At 54.2% G+C, this 18,490-nt stretch carries 15 protein-coding genes, 5 tRNA genes and 2 other RNA genes; 18 read left to right on the forward strand and 4 right to left on the reverse strand.

Features of this window, described 5'->3' with window-relative positions:
* Nucleotides 1-95 precede the first annotated feature (95 nt).
* The 18 genes from wecA to HMPREF0201_RS22810 all read left to right on the forward strand — a co-directional run bounded on the left by wecA (nucleotide 96) and on the right by HMPREF0201_RS22810 (nucleotide 13,610).
* Entirely contained in the window at nucleotides 96-1,187 is a 1,092-nt protein-coding gene (wecA, locus tag HMPREF0201_RS21935) for a UDP-N-acetylglucosamine--undecaprenyl-phosphate N-acetylglucosaminephosphotransferase (RefSeq protein WP_016538971.1), read from the forward strand.
* Nucleotides 1,188-1,209: 22 nt separating this feature from the next.
* Nucleotides 1,210-2,256 (forward strand): ECA polysaccharide chain length modulation protein, encoded by a 1,047-nt coding sequence (gene wzzE, locus HMPREF0201_RS21940; RefSeq protein WP_016538972.1) that lies wholly within the window; start codon nucleotides 1,210-1,212, stop codon nucleotides 2,254-2,256.
* A gap of 61 nt (nucleotides 2,257-2,317) precedes the next feature.
* Nucleotides 2,318-3,448, forward strand: coding sequence for a non-hydrolyzing UDP-N-acetylglucosamine 2-epimerase (gene wecB / locus HMPREF0201_RS21945; protein ID WP_039899483.1), 1,131 nt, complete (start codon nucleotides 2,318-2,320; stop codon nucleotides 3,446-3,448).
* A complete protein-coding gene (wecC, locus tag HMPREF0201_RS21950; RefSeq protein WP_016538974.1) occupies nucleotides 3,445-4,707 on the forward strand; it encodes a UDP-N-acetyl-D-mannosamine dehydrogenase in 1,263 nt (420 codons plus the stop codon). The genes wecB and wecC overlap by 4 nt, the downstream gene beginning before the upstream one ends.
* Before the next feature lie 5 nt (nucleotides 4,708-4,712).
* Entirely contained in the window at nucleotides 4,713-5,390 is a 678-nt protein-coding gene (gene rffC / locus HMPREF0201_RS21955) for a dTDP-4-amino-4,6-dideoxy-D-galactose acyltransferase (protein WP_016538975.1), read from the forward strand.
* A gap of 4 nt (nucleotides 5,391-5,394) precedes the next feature.
* Nucleotides 5,395-6,525 (forward strand): dTDP-4-amino-4,6-dideoxygalactose transaminase, encoded by a 1,131-nt coding sequence (gene rffA / locus HMPREF0201_RS21960; RefSeq protein WP_016538976.1) that lies wholly within the window; start codon nucleotides 5,395-5,397, stop codon nucleotides 6,523-6,525.
* A gap of 1 nt (nucleotide 6,526) precedes the next feature.
* Nucleotides 6,527-7,777: a lipid III flippase WzxE gene (gene wzxE / locus HMPREF0201_RS21965; protein ID WP_016538977.1), complete on the forward strand. Its 1,251-nt coding sequence runs from the start codon at nucleotides 6,527-6,529 to the stop codon at nucleotides 7,775-7,777.
* Entirely contained in the window at nucleotides 7,774-8,853 is a 1,080-nt protein-coding gene (locus HMPREF0201_RS21970; protein ID WP_016538978.1) for a TDP-N-acetylfucosamine:lipid II N-acetylfucosaminyltransferase, read from the forward strand. Before wzxE ends, HMPREF0201_RS21970 begins: the two co-directional genes overlap by 4 nt.
* Nucleotides 8,850-10,211, forward strand: coding sequence for an ECA oligosaccharide polymerase (wzyE, locus tag HMPREF0201_RS21975; protein WP_016538979.1), 1,362 nt, complete (start codon nucleotides 8,850-8,852; stop codon nucleotides 10,209-10,211). Before HMPREF0201_RS21970 ends, wzyE begins: the two co-directional genes overlap by 4 nt.
* An 11-nt stretch (nucleotides 10,212-10,222) precedes the next feature.
* Nucleotides 10,223-10,963, forward strand: a complete 741-nt coding sequence (gene wecG, locus HMPREF0201_RS21980; RefSeq protein ID WP_039899045.1) for a lipopolysaccharide N-acetylmannosaminouronosyltransferase — start codon at nucleotides 10,223-10,225, stop codon at nucleotides 10,961-10,963.
* Between the two features lie 251 nt (nucleotides 10,964-11,214).
* Entirely contained in the window at nucleotides 11,215-12,600 is a 1,386-nt protein-coding gene (gene thrP, locus HMPREF0201_RS21985) for a bifunctional threonine/serine APC transporter ThrP (RefSeq protein ID WP_016538982.1), read from the forward strand.
* Nucleotides 12,601-12,714: 114 nt separating this feature from the next.
* Nucleotides 12,715-12,791, forward strand: a tRNA-Arg gene (locus HMPREF0201_RS21990).
* A gap of 56 nt (nucleotides 12,792-12,847) precedes the next feature.
* Nucleotides 12,848-12,923 (forward strand) — tRNA-His (locus HMPREF0201_RS21995).
* Between the two features lie 15 nt (nucleotides 12,924-12,938).
* Nucleotides 12,939-13,025 (forward strand) — tRNA-Leu (locus HMPREF0201_RS22000).
* Nucleotides 13,026-13,059: 34 nt separating this feature from the next.
* A tRNA-Pro gene (locus HMPREF0201_RS22005) sits at nucleotides 13,060-13,136 on the forward strand.
* Nucleotides 13,137-13,239: 103 nt separating this feature from the next.
* Nucleotides 13,240-13,316: transfer RNA gene (locus HMPREF0201_RS22010), tRNA-Pro, on the forward strand.
* 33 nt (nucleotides 13,317-13,349) lie between these two features.
* Nucleotides 13,350-13,463: non-coding RNA, RtT sRNA (locus HMPREF0201_RS22805), on the forward strand.
* Between the two features lie 33 nt (nucleotides 13,464-13,496).
* A non-coding RNA gene (locus tag HMPREF0201_RS22810) (RtT sRNA) lies at nucleotides 13,497-13,610 on the forward strand.
* Between the two features lie 569 nt (nucleotides 13,611-14,179).
* Here the strand turns inward: HMPREF0201_RS22810 and hemY are convergent.
* The 4 genes from hemY to hemC are packed head-to-tail and all read right to left on the reverse strand — an operon-like array spanning nucleotide 14,180 to nucleotide 18,257.
* Nucleotides 14,180-15,376 (reverse strand): protoheme IX biogenesis protein HemY, encoded by a 1,197-nt coding sequence (hemY, locus tag HMPREF0201_RS22015; protein ID WP_016538984.1) that lies wholly within the window; start codon nucleotides 15,374-15,376, stop codon nucleotides 14,180-14,182.
* A 2-nt stretch (nucleotides 15,377-15,378) separates the two neighbouring features.
* Nucleotides 15,379-16,554 carry a uroporphyrinogen-III C-methyltransferase gene (hemX, locus tag HMPREF0201_RS22020; protein WP_016538985.1) on the reverse strand — a complete coding sequence of 392 codons (1,176 nt, stop codon included), beginning with the start codon at nucleotides 16,552-16,554 and terminating at the stop codon, nucleotides 15,379-15,381.
* Between the two features lie 18 nt (nucleotides 16,555-16,572).
* On the reverse strand, nucleotides 16,573-17,319 hold the full coding sequence (hemD, locus tag HMPREF0201_RS22025) for a uroporphyrinogen-III synthase (protein ID WP_016538986.1): 747 nt from the start codon (nucleotides 17,317-17,319) through the stop codon (nucleotides 16,573-16,575).
* Nucleotides 17,316-18,257, reverse strand: a complete 942-nt coding sequence (hemC, locus tag HMPREF0201_RS22030; protein ID WP_016538987.1) for a hydroxymethylbilane synthase — start codon at nucleotides 18,255-18,257, stop codon at nucleotides 17,316-17,318. The genes hemD and hemC overlap by 4 nt, the downstream gene beginning before the upstream one ends.
* Nucleotides 18,258-18,490 lie beyond the last annotated feature (233 nt).

The raw sequence follows: 18,490 nt of genomic DNA on the forward strand, positions 1-18,490 counted from the left end.
ATTGTTCAGGGAGGAATCATGTTTAATCTCTTCGGGGCTAAGGCATATTTTGACTATGCTGACTTTGCCCACACATCTTGCAGAGAGCTTGCACTGTGAATTTAGTCGCTACCGGAACTGAGCTAATCTTTATTCTAATCTTTACTACCGTATTTCTTTTTTTTGCACGTAAGGTAGCAAAGGTAATTGGTCTTGTTGATAAGCCGAATTTCCGTAAGCGCCATCAGGGGTTGATTCCCCTCGTTGGTGGTATCTCGGTTTATGCAGGTATCTGCTTCTCTTTCCTGATCGCCAAATATTACATTCCCCACGGTTGGTTGTATTTATCCTGTGCCGGGGTGCTGGTGTTGGTGGGCGCGCTTGACGATCGCTTTGACATTAGTGTCAAAATCCGCGCAGCCATTCAGGCGATTGTTGGCATCATTATGATGGCATACGGCAACCTTCATCTTAGCAGTTTGGGCTATATCTTTGGCTCGTGGGAGTTGGTGCTTGGTCCGTTCGGCTACTTCCTGACGCTGTTTGCCGTCTGGGCGGCTATCAACGCCTTTAATATGGTTGACGGCATTGATGGCCTGCTGGGGGGGCTTTCTTCCGTTTCCTTTGCGGCAATGGGCGTCATCCTCCTTCTGGACGGCCAATACAGCCTGGCGATGTGGTGCTTTGCCGTAATCGTAGCCATCCTTCCTTATATCCTTCTGAACCTTGGGGTGCTGGGGCGTCGCTATAAAGTCTTTATGGGCGATGCGGGCAGCACGCTAATCGGCTTTACGGTTATCTGGATACTGCTGGAAACGACTCAGGGCCAAAATCATCCGATAAGCCCGGTGACCGCTCTGTGGATAATTGCTATCCCGCTCATGGACATGATAGCGATTATGTATCGCCGCTTGCGTAAAGGGATGAGTCCGTTCTCTGCCGACCGCCAGCATATACATCATCTGATCATGCGCGCTGGTTTCACTTCAAGGCAGGCTTTTGTCCTGATTACTCTGGCAGCAGCGCTGCTGGCAGCAGTCGGTGTTGCCGCTGAATATGCCCATTTCATCCCTGAGTGGGTAATGTTGGCATTGTTCTTGCTTGCATTTGTACTATACGATTTTTGTATTAAACGAGCCTGGAAAGTGGCCCGCTTTATCAGACGTCATAAGCGTCGCATTCGCAGAAACAACAACGTAAACATTTAGTCTGACTTGAATTGGGGAAGCGATGAAAGAGAACGTGCCGGGCAGCAACCCTGCGGTGGATAATGAGCTGGATATCCGCGGCTTGTTTCGTACGCTGTGGCAGGGCAAATTCTGGATTGTTGGCATTGCGTTTATTTTTGCCATTATCGCACTGACCTACACCTTTTTAGCCAAACAAGAGTGGAGCGCGACGGCGATAACCGATCGTCCAACGGTCAATATGCTGGGGGGGTACTACTCCCAGCAGCAGTTCCTGCGCAACCTGGATATCAAATCTGATATGGCTTCGACGGACAGGCCATCGGCCATGGATGAGGCGTATAAAGAGTTCATCGTTCAGCTCTCCGCCTACGATACCCGAAGAGATTTCTGGCTGCAGACCGATTACTACAAGCAGCGTCAGGTCGGCAACAGCAAAGCGGATGCCGCGCTGTTGGATGAAATTACCGACAATATTCAGTTTACCTCCGGGGATGCCGCCCGCAACATCAGCGATAGCGTGAAGCTGACGGCTGAAACCGCGGCGGATGCCAACAACCTGCTTCGTCAATATGTTGCCTTCGCCAGCCAGCGTGCGGCCAGCCATCTCAACGAAGAGCTGACCGGAGCATGGGCGGCGCGAACCACTCAGATGAAGGCGCAGGTCAAACGTCAGGAAGCAGTGGCGCAGGCTATCTACGACCGTAAAATGAAAAGTATTGAGCAAGCGCTGAAGATTGCTCAACAGCAGAATATCACCCGCAGCGAAACCAACGTACCGGCAGATGAACTTCCTGATTCAGAGATGTTTATGCTCGGTCGTCCGATGCTGCAGGCGAGGCTGGAAAGCCTGCAGGCCGTAGGGCCTGATTTTGATATCGACTACGATCAGAATCGGGCGATGCTAAATACCCTGAACGTCGGCCCTACCGTCGATGCTCGTTTCCAGACCTATCGTTATTTACGCACTCCTGAAGAGCCGGTCAAACGCGACAGCCCACGTCGTGCGTTCCTGCTCATCATGTGGGGCGCGGTCGGGGCGCTTATCGGTGCTGGCGTGGCATTGGCTCGCCGCCCCAAAATCGCTTAAGCCCTTTATTAGTGGAGGAGCGATGGAATGCCTCCACTTTATTCAAAAGAAGAGAATCACCGTGAAAGTGTTAACTGTTTTTGGCACGCGTCCTGAAGCTATAAAAATGGCTCCTCTGGTGGACGCGCTGGCGAAAGACGCGTTTTTTGACGCGAAAGTATGTGTAACGGCGCAGCATCGCGAGATGCTGGATCAGGTATTACATCTGTTCTCAATTAAACCTGATTATGATTTAAATATTATGAAGCCGGGGCAGGGCTTGACGGAAATCACCTGTCGGATCCTGGAAGGCCTGAAGCCTATTCTGGAGTCTTTCAAGCCGGATGTTGTTTTGGTGCATGGCGATACCACCACGACCGTTGCGGCCAGCCTGGCGGCGTTTTACCAGCGTATTCCCGTGGGGCACGTTGAGGCGGGCCTGCGCACCGGTGATATTTATTCTCCGTGGCCGGAAGAGGCGAACCGTACTTTGACGGGGCATCTCGCCACCTGGCATTTTGCGCCAACGGAAACTTCCCGGCAGAACCTGCTGCGGGAAAACATTGCTGAACAGAAAATTTCGGTCACCGGAAATACGGTTATTGATGCGCTTCTTTCCGTACGTGACCGCGTCTTAACGCAGGATGATGTACGCAAGGAAATTGAGGCGAAGCATACTTTCCTCGATGCCAGCAAAAAAATGATCCTGGTCACCGGGCACCGTCGCGAAAGCTTTGGCGATGGCTTTGAGCGTATTTGCCACGCGCTGGCGAAAATAGCCGAACAAAACAGTGATGTGCAGATAGTTTATCCGGTTCACCTGAATCCAAACGTCAGCGAGCCGGTTCGGCGCATTCTGGGCCATGTGGACAACGTCGTCCTGATTGAGCCTCAGGAGTATCTGCCGTTTGTTTACCTGATGAATCACGCCTGGCTTATCCTCACCGACTCCGGCGGTATCCAGGAAGAGGCTCCGTCTCTCGGCAAACCTGTGTTGGTGATGCGCGAAACCACCGAACGCCCTGAAGCAGTGGCCGCAGGTACTGTGCGCCTGGTCGGAACCAATGAAGAGACGATCGTAGCCGAAGTGACCCGGCTGCTTCGTGATGAGCAGGAATATCATGCGATGAGCCGCGCTCATAACCCTTACGGGGATGGCGAAGCCTGCAGCCGAATTCTGAATGCTTTGAAACAAAATCAGGTGACATCATGAGTTTTACCACCATCTCCGTCATTGGCCTGGGTTATATCGGTTTGCCTACCGCAGCGGCGTTTGCTTCCCGTAAGCGTAAAGTTATTGGCGTTGATATTAATCAGCGCGCGGTAGATACCATTAATCGCGGGGCGATTCATATCGTCGAGCCTGATTTAGACAAGGTGGTGAAATCTGCGGTGGAAGAGGGGTTCTTGCGGGCCACCACCCAGCCGGTTGAAGCAGATGCTTATCTGATTGCTGTTCCAACGCCTTTTAAAGGCGAGCACCAGCCGGATATGGTGTATGTCAAATCCGCGGCGGACTCCATTGCACCTGTGCTGAAAAAAGGCGCTCTGGTGGTGCTGGAGTCTACCTCACCGGTCGGCGCTACGGAGCAAATGGCCGAATGGCTGGCTGCTCTGCGCCCCGATTTAAGCTTCCCTCAGCAGGTCGGAGAAGAGGCTGATATCAACATAGCCTATTGCCCGGAGCGTGTCTTGCCGGGGCAGGTAATGGTTGAACTCATTAAAAACGATCGTGTGGTTGGCGGAATGACGCCGGTATGCTCGGCTCGTGCCAGCGAGCTCTACAAAATCTTCCTCGAAGGTGAATGCGTAATCACTAATTCCCGCACCGCCGAGATGTGCAAGTTAACCGAAAACAGCTTCCGTGATGTAAACATTGCCTTTGCTAACGAACTGTCGCTTATCTGTGCCGACCAGGGAATTAACGTCTGGGAGCTGATTCGCCTTGCGAATCGTCACCCTCGGGTCAATATTTTGCAGCCGGGGCCAGGCGTAGGCGGGCACTGCATTGCGGTCGACCCGTGGTTTATCGTGTCGCAAAATCCTGAACAGGCTCGCCTGATTCGTACCGCGCGTGAAGTGAATGACGGCAAGCCATTCTGGGTTATCAATCAGGTAAAAGCAGCGGTTGCCGACTGCCTGAGTGAAACCGGCCGCCGTGCCAGCGAACTGAAAATCGCCTGCTTTGGGCTGGCGTTCAAACCGAATATTGATGACCTGCGCGAAAGCCCGGCGATGGAAATCGCTGAGCTGCTGGCCGAATGGCATAGCGGAACAACGCTAGCGGTCGAACCCAATATTCATGAGCTTCCGGCAAAATTGACGGGCCACTGCGAGCTGGTGTCTACCGACGTGGCTCTGGAACAGGCCGATATCCTGGTGATGCTGGTCGATCACAAAGAATTTAAAGCTATTCCGGCCACAAGCGTACGGCAGCCGTGGATTGTCGATGCTAAAGGCGTGTGGCGATAAGCGCGATGAGCCTGATTCACGCAACCCTGAACGCTCTGGAGTGGGAAAACCATTTCTTCGGGATCAACAGCAGCGCGGTGCGAATTGCTGAGGATGCCCCGGCGCTGACGCCAGAACGGTTAAACGCCTGGGGACGGGTTCAGGCAAAGATCCCAACGCATCGAACCGACTGGCTGGATGGCCTGCAGCAGCTCGGTTTTCAACTGGTTGAAGGCGAAGTGGATTTAGCGCTTTGTATTGGCACGCAAAATGCAGATATTCACGTCGATATTGCTCAGCCAGATGAGATCCCGGCCCTGCGTAACGCGGCGGCTCAGGCTTTTAAGCAAAGCCGCTTTCGCGCCCCCTGGTTTCAGGAGGCGGACAGCGGTCGTTTCTATGCTCAGTGGATTGAAAATGCGGTACTCGGCACCTTTGATAACCAATGCCTGTTGCTGAAAGATACCGGCACTATGCGGGGCTTTGTGACGCTGCGCCAGCTTAACGGCGACGAGGCGAGAATTGGCCTGCTCGCCGGGCAGGGTGCGGGCGGTGAGCTTATGGCCGCGGCAAAATATTGGTGCCAGCAGCGCGGTATCCGGACGCTACGGGTAGCTACCCAGGTGAGCAATATCGCCGCCCTGCGTCGCTATATTAACAGCGGCGCCACGATAGAAAGCACGGCTTTCTGGTTATACAGGTGAAAAAATGATCCCATTTAACGCTCCGCCGGTTGTAGGTACAGAACTCGAATATATGCAGGCTGCAATGGGCAGCGGCAAGCTTTGCGGCGACGGCGGTTTTACCCGTCGCTGCCAGCAGTGGATGGAGCAACGTTTTGGCAGCAAGAAAGTCCTGCTGACTCCGTCCTGCACCGCTTCACTGGAAATGGCCGCCATCCTGCTTGATATCAAGCCAGGCGATGAAGTGATTATGCCGAGCTACACCTTCGTCTCGACGGCAAATGCCTTTGTGCTGCGCGGAGCCGTTATCGTATTCGTGGATGTTCGTCCTGACACCATGAACATTGACGAAACCAAAATTGAAGCGGCGATCACCGAGAAAACCCGCGCCATCGTGCCGGTGCATTACGCGGGAGTTGCCTGTGAAATGGACACCATCATGGCTATCGCCAATAAACACGGCCTGTTTGTGGTGGAAGATGCCGCCCAGGGCGTGATGTCGACCTATAAAGGGCGGGCGCTGGGCTCAATTGGCCATATCGGCTGCTTTAGCTTTCATGAAACTAAAAACTACACCGCGGGCGGCGAAGGCGGAGCGACGCTGATTAATGACCCGTCGCTTATCGAGCGTGCGGAAATTATTCGTGAAAAGGGCACTAACCGCAGCCAGTTCTTCCGCGGGCAGGTGGACAAATACACCTGGCGCGATATCGGTTCAAGCTACCTGATGGCAGACTTGCAGGCCGCTTATCTGTGGGCGCAGCTTGAGGCCGCCGAGAAAATTAATCAGCAGCGCCTGAAGCTATGGCAAACCTACCATGATGCGCTTGCTCCGCTGGCAAAATCCGGGCGTATTGAGCTGCCGTCGATACCGAAAGACTGCGTGCAGAATGCCCATATGTTTTATATCAAGCTGCGTGATATTGAAGACCGCAGCGCGCTGATTGCCTACCTTAAAGAAGCGGAAATCATGGCGGTGTTCCATTACATTCCGCTTCACGCTTGCCCGGCCGGTGAGCGGTTTGGCCGCTTCCACGGCGAAGATAGTTTCACTACCCGTGAAAGCGAGCGCCTGCTGCGCCTGCCTCTGTTCTACAACCTTTCTGCCGTGAACCAGCGTACCGTTATTAATACGTTGCAAAGCTACTTCGCCTGATATGTCTCTTGCCAAAGCTTCGGTGTGGACCGCGGGGTCCACGCTAGTCAAAATCGGCGCGGGCCTGCTGGTGGTCAAAATGCTGGCGGTGGCTTTTGGGCCTTCCGGCGTAGGGCTTGCCGGTAACTTTCGTCAGATGGTTACCGTGCTTGGCGTGCTGGCGGGTGCAGGCATTTTTAATGGCGTAACCAAGTATGTTGCTGAACATCATGACGATCCGGCTCAACTTAAACGAGTCATAGGCACGTCGTCGACAATGGTGCTCGGCTTCTCATCCGTACTGGCGGTTATTTTTGTTCTGGCCGCCCGCCCAATCAGCATTGGATTATTTGGCCACGCTGACTATCAGAACCTGGTACGCCTGGTGGCGCTGGTGCAAATGGGCATAGCCTGGGCGAACCTGTCGCTGGCTATAATCAAAGGTTTTCGGGATGCGGCAGGCAACGCCTTTGCGCTGATCGCCGGCAGTATAATCGGGGTTATCGCTTATTATCTTTGTTACCGCCTGGGCGGCTATCCGGGCGCACTGCTGGGCCTGGCCCTTGTGCCTGCTCTGGTCGTTATCCCGGCGTCGCTTATGTTGCTAAGGCGCGGGCATATTCCTCTGCATTACCTGAAGCCCGGCTGGGATAAGCTGCTGGCAAGCCATCTGGGTAAGTTCACCATTATGGCGCTGATTACTTCCGTCACGCTGCCGGTGGCTTACGTGATGATGCGAAATCTGCTGGCCGCGCACTATAGCTGGGACGAGGTTGGTATCTGGCAAGGGGTGAGCAGTATTTCAGATGCCTACCTGCAATTTATCACCGCGTCCTTTAGCGTTTATTTATTGCCGACGCTGTCGCGGCTGAAGGAAAAAAGCGCCATCACGCGTGAGATTACGCGCTCGCTGAAGTTTGTGCTGCCTGCGGTGGCCGCTGCGAGCCTGACCGTGTGGCTGCTGCGCGACTTTGCCATCTGGCTGCTGTTTTCGCCTAAATTTATTGCGATGCGCGATCTGTTTGCCTGGCAGCTGGTTGGCGATGTATTAAAAGTGGGGGCTTATGTATTTGGCTATCTGGTCATTGCGAAGGCATCGCTGCGTTTTTATATTTTGACTGAAATTAGTCAGTTTGCTTTATTGACCGGCTTCTCACGCTGGTTAATACCGGCTCATGGCGCGCTGGGTGCGGCTCAGGCCTACATGGCAACTTACATTGTCTATTTTGCGCTCTGCTGTGGCGTTTTCTTTATTTATCGTAGACGAGCATGACAACACTGATTCACGTTTTGGGATCTGATATCCCGCATCATAATCAGACGGTACTGCGTTTTTTCAATGACGTTTTAGCCGCCACGACTCCCCATGCTCAGGAATTTATGGTGGTCTCCGGGGATAGCTCTCTGCCGTCCGCTTTTCCGTCTCTTTCCGTCTCGCTTTACGCCTCTAAGCAGGCCGTCGCTGCTGAAGTGCTGGCAAAAGCACGAGCCAACCGCCAGCAGCGTTTTTTCTTCCACGGGCAGTTTAACAGCAGTCTGTGGATTGCTTTATTAACCGGCGGTCTGAAACCGGAACAGGTGAACTGGCATATCTGGGGTGCCGACCTTTACGAGGTTTCCCGTAGCTTTAAATTCCGCCTGTTTTACCAGTTGCGCCGGTTTGCTCAGGGGCGCGTTGGGCAGATCTTTGCGACTCGCGGCGATTTAAACTATTTCCATCAGCGGCATCCGCAGGTGCCGGGTGAACTACTTTATTTCCCTACGCGCATGGACCCGAGCCTTAACGCAATGGCTACGGACAAAGAACCCGATAAGCAGTTGACGCTGCTGGTGGGCAATTCCGGCGACCGCAGTAACCAGCACATTGCCGCGCTTAAGGCCATTCACCAGCAGTTTGGCGACGCGGTTCGCGTGGTGGTGCCGATGGGCTATCCTGATAATAACCAGCCGTATATCTCGGAAGTACAGCAGGCCGGGAAAGCCTTATTCAGCCCGGAAAATCTGCAAGTGCTGACGGAAAAAATCGAATTCAACGCCTACCTGGCTCTGCTCCGGCAGTGCGACCTGGGTTATTTCGTTTTTGAACGCCAGCAGGGCATTGGTACGCTGTGTCTGCTTATTCAGGCCGGGATCCCTTGCGTACTGAATCGCAAAAATCCTTTCTGGCAGGATATGGTTGAGCAGCATGTTCCGGTGCTGTTCACCGAAGATGCGCTGGATGAAGCGACCGTGCGTGAAGCGCAGCGTCAGCTTCGCCTGCTGGATAAGCAGAATATCGCCTTCTTTAACCCGGGCTTTATCGACGGTTGGCACCAGGCCCTTAACGTGGCCGCGGGAGAGAATGAATGAGCCTCACGCAATTTGGCGGTTTATTTGTCGTCTGGTTCCTGTCGGTCATGTTCATCGGGCTGCTGACTTACCAGGAGTTCCGTCGTGTACGATTTAACTTCAACGTATTCTTCTCGCTGCTCTACCTGCTGACCTTTTTCTTTGGTTTTCCGTTCACCTGTACCCTGGTGTTCCGGTTCGGCGTTGCCGTGGTGCCTGCGGACGTCCTGCTTCAGGCGCAGCTTGCGGCAGCATGCTTCTACGGGATTTATTACGTCAGCTATAAAACCCGGCTGCGGGCCAAAAGTGAGGGCAGAGAACGCCGCCCATTATTCCGGATGAACCGCGTCGAGACGCATCTTACCTGGCTCATGCTGGTGCTGGTGGCGCTTATCAGCGTGGGGATTTTCTTCGCCCACAACGGGTTCCTGCTGTTTAAGCTGCACTCTTACAGTCAAATTTTCTCCAGCGAAGTTTCCGGGGTAGCGCTCAAACGTTTCTTCTACTTCTTTATCCCTGCGATGCTTGTGGTGTATTTCCTGCGTCAGGATAGCCGCGCCTGGATTTTCTTCCTGGTGAGCACCGTGGCCTTTGGTCTGCTGACTTACATGATTGTGGGCGGCACGCGCGCCAATATCATCATCGCCTTTGCCATCTTCCTGTTTATCGGCATTATCCGCGGCTGGATCTCGCTGTGGATGCTGGCGGCGGCGGGCGTGCTGGGTATTGTCGGTATGTTCTGGCTGGCGCTAAAGCGCTACGGACTGAACGTCAGCGGAGACGAAGCGTTTTATACCTTCCTCTACCTGACGCGCGATACCTTTTCGCCGTGGGAGAACCTGGGGCTGCTGCTGCAAAACTACGATAAAATCGAGTTTCAGGGGCTGGCTCCAATTATCCGCGACTTCTACGTATTTATTCCCGGTTGGCTGTGGCCGGACCGGCCTGGTACCGTGTTGAATACTGCGAACTACTTTACCTGGCAGGTGCTTAATAATCACTCCGGGCTGGCCATTTCACCGACGCTGATTGGTTCGCTGGTGGTCATGGGCGGCGTGTGGTTTATTCCACTTGGCGCGGTTGTGGTGGGACTCATCATCAAATGGTTTGACTGGCTTTATGAGCTGGCAAATCGGGAAGCGAACCGCTACAAAGCCGCGATAATCTACGCATTCTGCTTCGGGGCCATTTTCAATATGATTGTGCTGGCCCGCGAAGGGCTGGACTCATTCGTTTCGCGAGTGGTGTTTTTCCTGGTAATTTTTGGCGCATGCCTGGTAGCGGCCAAACTTCTTTATTGGCTATTTGAAAGCGCGGGACTTATTCATCAGCGCCTGCGCCGCGTGTCTCGTCCCGTGACGAATACGCAAAATGCATGACAAGGATATTCATGAATAACCCTATTGATGCCCCTTTTTACTCGATTCGAGGCCTCAATCTGCTGGGGTGGCGAGATATGCAGCACGCGCTGGACTATCTCTATGCCGACGGCCACCTGCGGCAGGGAACGCTGGTGGCGATTAATGCTGAAAAAGTGCTTACCGCAGAAGATGATGAGCAAGTTCGCGGCCTTATTGCCGTAGCGGAATATAAATATGCCGATGGTATCAGCGTCGTACGTTCAATCCGCAAAAAATACCCTGAAGCGCGGGTAAACCGTGTCGCAGGGGCCGACCTGTGGGAAGCGCTGATGCAGCGTGCCGGGCGGGAAGGTACGCCGGTCTTTTTGATAGGCGGCAAGCCCGAGGTGCTGGCACAAACCGAGGCAAAATTGCGCCAGCTTTGGCAGGTTAACATCGTTGGCAGCCAGGACGGTTATTTCACGGCATTGCAGCGGCAGGCGCTGTTTGAGCGAGTGCGCGACAGCGGAGCCGCCATTGTGACGGTAGCCATGGGCTCTCCACGCCAGGAGCTCCTGATGCAGGAATGCCGCAAGGTTCATCCTCATGCGCTGTATATGGGCGTGGGCGGGACTTATGATGTCTTTACCGGGCGCGTAAAGCGTGCGCCAAAGATCTGGCAAAATCTCGGTCTTGAATGGTTGTACCGCCTGCTTTCACAGCCGAGCCGGATTAAACGCCAACTGAGACTGCTGCGTTACCAGGGCTGGCACTTTAGCGGCAAGCTCTGACTCATAACGCGCCCATCCGGGCGCGTTTTTACTTCCGCGATTTTCCACCACTCTCCTTGCGATTTGTTACGCGTTTATTTGTAATTTTTTAAAAAATGCGAAACCATTGCGCCCACTCAATGCAGTGCCGTAGTGATGTTGCGCCAGCAAATCTATTGCCGGTGCTGCATGGCCTGTTATTGAGCTATGGCTTTGACCATCACAATAACCGGTAAAAACCGGAGTAAAAGCAAACACAAAACAGAGGATTTATGGCAGAGAAACAAGCAGAGCTGCAGCGCGGGCTGGAAGCTCGACATATTGAACTTATTGCCCTTGGGGGGACAATTGGCGTTGGCCTGTTTATGGGCGCCGCCAGTACCCTGAAGTGGGCGGGCCCCTCGGTATTGCTGGCGTACATTGTTGCGGGCCTGTTCGTCTTCTTCATTATGCGTTCGATGGGGGAGATGCTGTTCCTTGAACCGGTAGCCGGTTCCTTCGCGGTTTATGCCCACCGTTATATGAGCCCTTTCTTTGGCTATCTTACCGCCTGGTCCTACTGGTTTATGTGGATGGCGGTGGGGATCTCCGAGATAACGGCGATAGGCGTTTATGTCCAGTACTGGTTCCCTGATTTACCCCAGTGGCTCCCGGCTATCTTTGCCGTTGGCCTTGTCGCGCTGGCAAACCTTGCCGCAGTGCGCCTGTACGGTGAAATAGAGTTCTGGTTCGCAATGATTAAGGTCACGACCATTATTGTGATGATTGTCGTGGGTCTTGGGGTTATCTTTTTCGGATTTGGGAATCACGGCCAGGCCATCGGCTTTAGCAACCTGACCGAGCACGGCGGCTTCTTTGCCGGAGGCTGGAAGGGCTTCCTGACGGCATTATGTATTGTTGTGGCTTCCTATCAGGGTGTTGAGCTTATCGGCATTACCGCCGGTGAAGCGAAGAACCCGCAGGTCACTTTGCGCAGCGCCGTGGGTAAAGTTTTATGGCGTATTCTGATTTTCTATGTGGGCGCCATTTTCGTTATCGTGACTATCTTCCCGTGGAACCAGATTGGCACCACCGGCAGCCCGTTTGTGCTGACCTTCGCCAAAATCGGCATTACCGCGGCGGCAGGTATTATCAACTTTGTGGTGCTGACCGCCGCGCTCTCCGGCTGTAATAGCGGGATGTATAGCTGCGGGCGTATGCTGTATGCGTTGGCTAAAAATCGCCAGCTACCGGCTAAAATGGCTAAAGTCTCGCGCAGCGGCGTGCCGGTGGCAGGCGTTGCCGTTTCCATTGTGATTTTGCTGCTTGGTTCATGCCTGAATTACGTTATCCCTAACCCACAGCGCGTATTCGTTTATGTCTACAGCGCCAGCGTATTGCCGGGAATGGTGCCATGGTTTGTTATCCTGATAAGCCAGATTCGCTTCCGTAAAGCGCATCGCCAGGCGATTGCCAGCCATCCTTTCCGTTCCATTATGTTCCCGTGGGCAAATTACCTGACGATGGCATTCCTGGTATGCGTGCTGGTCGGCATGGGGCTGAATGAAGACACGAGAATGTCGCTGACGGTAGGGGTTCTCTTTTTGGCCGCCGTAACGCTGATATACAAGGTCTTTGGCCTGAATAAGCATGTCGTTAGCGAAAAACTGGATGGATAAGCATCAGGATGCGCAAAGCATAACCAAACGCGCAGTTTTGCGAGTATTTTATTGAAATAACCACTAGACAGCTGAGCACGAAGCCCGTATTATCCGACCCCGCAACGGCGCTACGCGCCCGTAGCTCAGCTGGATAGAGCGCTGCCCTCCGGAGGCAGAGGTCTCAGGTTCGAATCCTGTCGGGCGCACCATTTTATATGGCGCTAGAGCTGCGGTGGTATTTATACCGCGTGAAAGATTGACAGTGGTGGCTATAGCTCAGTTGGTAGAGCCCTGGATTGTGATTCCAGTTGTCGTGGGTTCGAGTCCCATTAGCCACCCCATTAATTTAGATGTATGCGAAGGTGGCGGAATTGGTAGACGCGCTAGCTTCAGGTGTTAGTGTTCTTACGGACGTGAGGGTTCAAGTCCCTCTCTTCGCACCACACCTAAATTAATAAAGCATTAAGGGCAGTATTTCGGCGAGTAGCGCAGCTTGGTAGCGCAACTGGTTTGGGACCAGTGGGTCGGAGGTTCGAATCCTCTCTCGCCGACCACATTTTGAAAGCCCTGCTAAAGCAGGGTTTTTGCTTTCGACACCGAATGTTTAAGCTCACAGAGTTTAGCCGAGTGTAGAAAGCGGCAGTAAAAGCAGTATTTCGGCGAGTAGCGCAGCTTGGTAGCGCAACTGGTTTGGGACCAGTGGGTCGGAGGTTCGAATCCTCTCTCGCCGACCACCTTAAAAAAGGCCAGCTTTCGAGCTGGCCTTTTTGCATCCGTAATTAAAGAGGATGAGAACCTCCGAAGGAGGTTTGAGCCGAGCGCAGCGAGACAACGTTGCTTTAGCAACGGCCCGTAGGGGAATAATCCTCTCTCGCCGACCACCTTAAAAAAGGCCAGCTTTCGAGCTGGCCTTTTTGCATCTGAAGTTAAAGAGGATGAGAACCTCCGAAGGAGGTTTGAGCCGAGCGTAGCGAGACAACGTTGCTTCAGCAACGGCCCGCAGGGGAATAATCCTCTCTCGCCGACCACCTTAAAAAAGGCCAGCTTTTTAGCTGGCCTTTTTGCTTTTCTGAATCCACCATTTGCTCTCCGGCATTGTCGTTGAACCGCGACAAATCGCCCATTTCTCGTCTCTAAATGGAGACATATAATTCATTGATTATTAGGTGATTTTAAATTGAATCGGTTAACCGTCTCTTATGGGAGACACTCTGGTTAAGCGGGGCTGGCGCACTTTATCTCTCAGGCAGCAAAATTCCCTCCGAACTAATACTATGAAACTACTAATATTAGCGGTTGGTTTACTTTTCAAATGCAAACATGGCATGCATTGTGCAATAATAACCGGGTAGATGCTCATTCCACTTCTTATGTTCGCTTAGGCTTCATAAACCAAGGAATGACGCAGAGCCAATTACGGTGCTTATCGTCCACCCACAGATGTCGCCCCAAAGGGGTCTCATCCAACACCATGGACATAACGTTGAGTGAAGCACCACTTAGTTGTCAAACAGACCTGTTTTAACACCAGCCAATTGGCTGGTGTTTTTTTTTGTATGCGGGAAAGAAAAGGGCGACTGAACGCCGCCCCTGAATGCTATGAATTGGGATTGTTTTGCAGCGTCAACAACAGGCCATCGCGGCGCATCATTGCGGCTTCTTCCGGTTTGTGAAGCTTGTCGAGAGAGTCCGCAAGCCAGGCATAATCGAAGGCATCCGGGCGCTGTTTAATCGCTTCGCGGAACGCATCCGCCGCCTGCTGCCATTCACCATGCTTCATCAGCAACTGGCCCAGCGTACTTTGCAGTAGAGGAAGCGCACCCTGGGTTTTGATCTGCAGGCGCAGCGCTTTCTCGAGCTGTTCCGGGTTGCCTGACTTCAGGCGCGGCATCAGCAGCACCAGACGATCGTCGTACTGGCGTTTCAATCCGTCGAGAACTATCTCCTGGGCGGCATCGCTATCGTCACATTCGATCAAATGCTCGGCCATTGCCACCTGCAACGTGGTTTGATGACGCGTTTTGCGGCTCTGGTTGCGCCACCAGCTTTTCAGCCCGTCGTTACCTTGATCGGCCATAGCCTGATCCATCAGCCCGATCCACGCTTGCTGTTGCAGAGCCGTGCGCTGTGCCTCGTCGCCTATTTGAACCTTTTCCATTGCGGGCAGAATATCCAGCAGCGAGCCCCAGGCTCCGGTTCGTAAATAGGCCTGCTCTGCCAGACGCAGCACCTCAGGGTGGCGAGGGGCAACTTCCAGAAGCTTATCAACGCCGTGTCTTGCCGCGTGGTTTTCATTACGGGCCAGCTGCAGGCGAACGCGAGTTATCTCAACAGGCAGCTGATCGTTATCCGCCAGTTCGGCAGCGCGTTCTAGATGCTGATTGGCACGGATCTCATCGCCACGCTGCTGGGCAGCTTCGGCGGCGAGAAGGTAATTCACCACCGGCTGCTCCGCATGGTCGGCATTTTTACTCATCAGCTTTTCAACTTGCTGATAATCGCCCTCGGCCAGTTTTAGCAGCGCGGCTTTGGTTTGCTTACGAGCGCGGCTGCGTTTACGGCCAAGGAACCAGCCGCGAGTGCGCGCTCCGGTGCGGAAAATACGGCGCAGCACCCACTCGATAGCAAACAGCACGAGCATGGTCAGAACCAGAATAATGACTAAGCCGGTCACGCTGGTTTCGATGTTGTAGTTATCGGTTTGGATCAGCACATATCCCTGATGTCCCGCCAGCATGGGGCCGAGCACGATACCCGCAATCAGCAGCAGGAAGAGCAATAAGACTTTAATCATGCTTATTCCCCCTGGCTTACGGCAGGAGCAGGTTGCTCAGGCGCGGAGTTAAGCGGCGCTGCGTTTGCTGTCGGCTGGGACAGCAAATTACGCACTCTGGTCTGCATCAGCTTTTCCAGCAGGGCCTGGCTTTGCAGGGTCTGCGGAATATCCATATGTATGCTCTGCTGGCTCAGGCCATCAAGCTCATCCAGAAACGCTTTAGTGGCCGAGTCGTTGGTATCGTAATAAGCGCGAACCCAGGTAGAGACGTTATCCAGCGCCTGTTTATAGGTTTCTTCCTGATGGCGAGGCACCGCCTGGGCGGCAACCAGCAGGCGAGAGCGGATGTTCTCGCGCAGGTAGATATCCTGATTTGGCGCCAGCAGCGGTACGGCGGTTTCATCGCGGCGGCGAATGGTAATAAAGCTGTCCATAAAGTTGTGCCAGCTCTTCACCAGATTTTGACGCCACTCGGTGATGCTGCCCGAAAGCTCGCTGCTGTCCGAGTCCATCGGTGAATCATCGCTGTCGTTATCGGCGAGGCGCAGGTTGTCCAGGCCGTTAGACAGCTGGTTTAGCTTGAGAATAATGCCGTCGTAATCAACCTGAGTAACCGTGGAAAGCGTCGAGATATCGTCCGTCAACGCGCGACGGGCGGTTATCAGACTTGGATCATTCATGTCCGCCAGGCTGGCATCGGCGCTTTTCAGCAGCGCGGCGGCGGTGGTCACGTCCTGGTCGCTCCACAGCTTGCGGCCGGCCAGCTTAACGAGGAAGTCGGCCTGAGCCAGCAGCCATGTTTTGGAATCACTGTCGGAAATGGTGGCTACTTTTTGCTGCACTTCGTCCAGCTGGCGCGTTAATGCAGCCTGCTGTTTCCCGGCTTCACCCAGGGCATCGGCCTGCTTCTTCAGCGTGGTTTCAAATTCGCTTTTTTGCGCATCCTGCTGTTTTTGCAGGGCGATCAGCTGGTTTGCCAGCGCATCGCTGGTTGCGGTTTGCGTGGAGACCTGATGCTTGCCATAGCTATAAAGCCCGCCGCCTAACGCCAGAGCGATGGCTATTGCTATCGCCCCCAGCGCGATGCCCGCCACGCCGGAACGACTCTTCTTCGGCGTTGATTCGGGCTGCGATGGCGTTTCCACCGTCGATGTGGTTTCCTCAACCATGGCGGAGGAATTATTTTGTTCCGTCATTGTGGCGTCCTGTTATTGTTAGGTTTGTTGTAACGCGCGCAACAGCGCGTCATTGTCCGCATTCGCGGCGACCTGAATATTCTGCCAGCCCATCTCCCGGGCAAGGCTCGCCAGGCGCTCGCTGACAACCAGCAGCCGGCAGCGAAGCAGCCAGTTTTCGCGGTACCAGGCTGGCGTTAGCGTGTAGAGCTGTTGCAGCATTTCACCGCTGGTCACAACCAGCGTCGAGACACCTCGTTCCCGCCAGCGGTGCGCCTCTTCTGTTCCATCATAAATGATAGCGCTTCGCTGATAACACTCACAGAAGCTTACCTGCGCGCCGCGCGCTTCAAGCGTTTCGCCCAACAGTTCACGGCCGCCGTTACCCCGCAGAATCAGCGCACGTTTTCCGGCAACATTCTGTAATTCAGGTAATTGTAGCAAGACTTCGCTGGTTTCCCGATCTTGCGGGTAGCGAATCGGCAGATGGCTGACGGTATGCAGAGCCAGCGCCGTGGTACGGCCAATGGCAAACCAGGAGAGATGCTCAGGCCAGGTTATGCCCTGGCGGCGTAAAAGAGGGCTGGCATATTCGATAACATGCTGCGAAAGCACAAACACCAGATCGCCAGGCGCAAGCGCCGCCAGCAGGGCCGGTAGCTGAGCGAGCTGTCGGCCTGGAGAGAATTCAATAAGCGGGAAGCTATACGCCACCTGCCCGAGTGCGCGCAAACGGCTCACTAACTCTTCCCCGGCTGGGGAGGGGCGGGTGACAAGAATAGTCATGCGGGAGCGTCTCCGTTATAGACTTCGGCCAGAATCTCGCGTGCGCCTTTATTTAGCAACTCTTCTGCCAGCGAAACGCCCATGGCAACGGCATCTTCCGGTTTGCCCCGGCGTTCGCCGCGAACCATCACCGAACCGTCCGGCGCGCCCACCAGCGCACGCAGCCAAAGCTCATTATCTTTCAATTCTGCATAGCTGCCGATGGGCACCTGGCAGCCGCCTTCAAGGCGCATGTTCATCGCCCGTTCGGCGCTCACACGAACCGCGGTTTCATGATGATTGAGGGGGGCAAGCAACGCTCGCGTGCGCTCATCATCCAGGCGGCACTCAATGCCCACGGCACCCTGGCCGACGGCAGGTAAGGAGACTTCAGGCGGTAACGCGTAGCGGATACGGTCCTGCATCTCAAGGCGTTTCAGCCCGGCCACGGCAAGAATAATGGCATCATATTCGCCTTTATCCAGCTTGCCCAGACGGGTGCCCAGGTTGCCGCGCAGGGAGCGAATGACTAAATCTGGGCGCTGCTCGGCAATTTGGCACTGGCGGCGCAGGCTCGAGGTGCCGACGATGCTGCCCGGTGGGAGGCTGTCCAGCGTTGGATAGTGATTCGAGACAAAGGCATCACGCGGATCGTCGCGCTCGCAGATGGTGACCAGCCCAAGACCCTCGGGGAACTCCACCGGCACATCTTTCAGCGAGTGAACGGCGATATCCGCCCGCCCGTCCAGCATTGCCAGCTCCAGCTCTTTAACGAACAATCCTTTCCCGCCTACTTTGGCTAATGGCGTGTCCAGCAGGACATCACCGCGCGTCACCATAGGCACCAGCTCAACGGTCAGCTGCGGGTGGAAAGCTTCAAGATGTTGCTTAACATAATGTGCTTGCCAGAGTGCAAGAGGACTTTGGCGAGTGGCAATTCTGAGTATATTGTCTAACATGCTTGTTACCGTAATTATCGTCCACCGACCATCCTACCACTGTTAGCGGAAGGCTGTCAGGTACGGCGGCTTTTGCGGCAACAGAGGGACGAGATTCGTATTATGGAAGAAATCGCCTTTGGCCGGGCGTTTACCCTTTTTGGTAGCGCATCTTTCTTTACGGTCAACAGGCAAGGTGTTAAATTGATCACGTTTCCAGCAATTGCTGTCCCGATCGTTTATAATCACGGGGA

The organism is Cedecea davisae DSM 4568 (assembly GCF_000412335.2).
Taxonomy (GTDB): Bacteria; Pseudomonadota; Gammaproteobacteria; order Enterobacterales; family Enterobacteriaceae; genus Cedecea; species Cedecea davisae.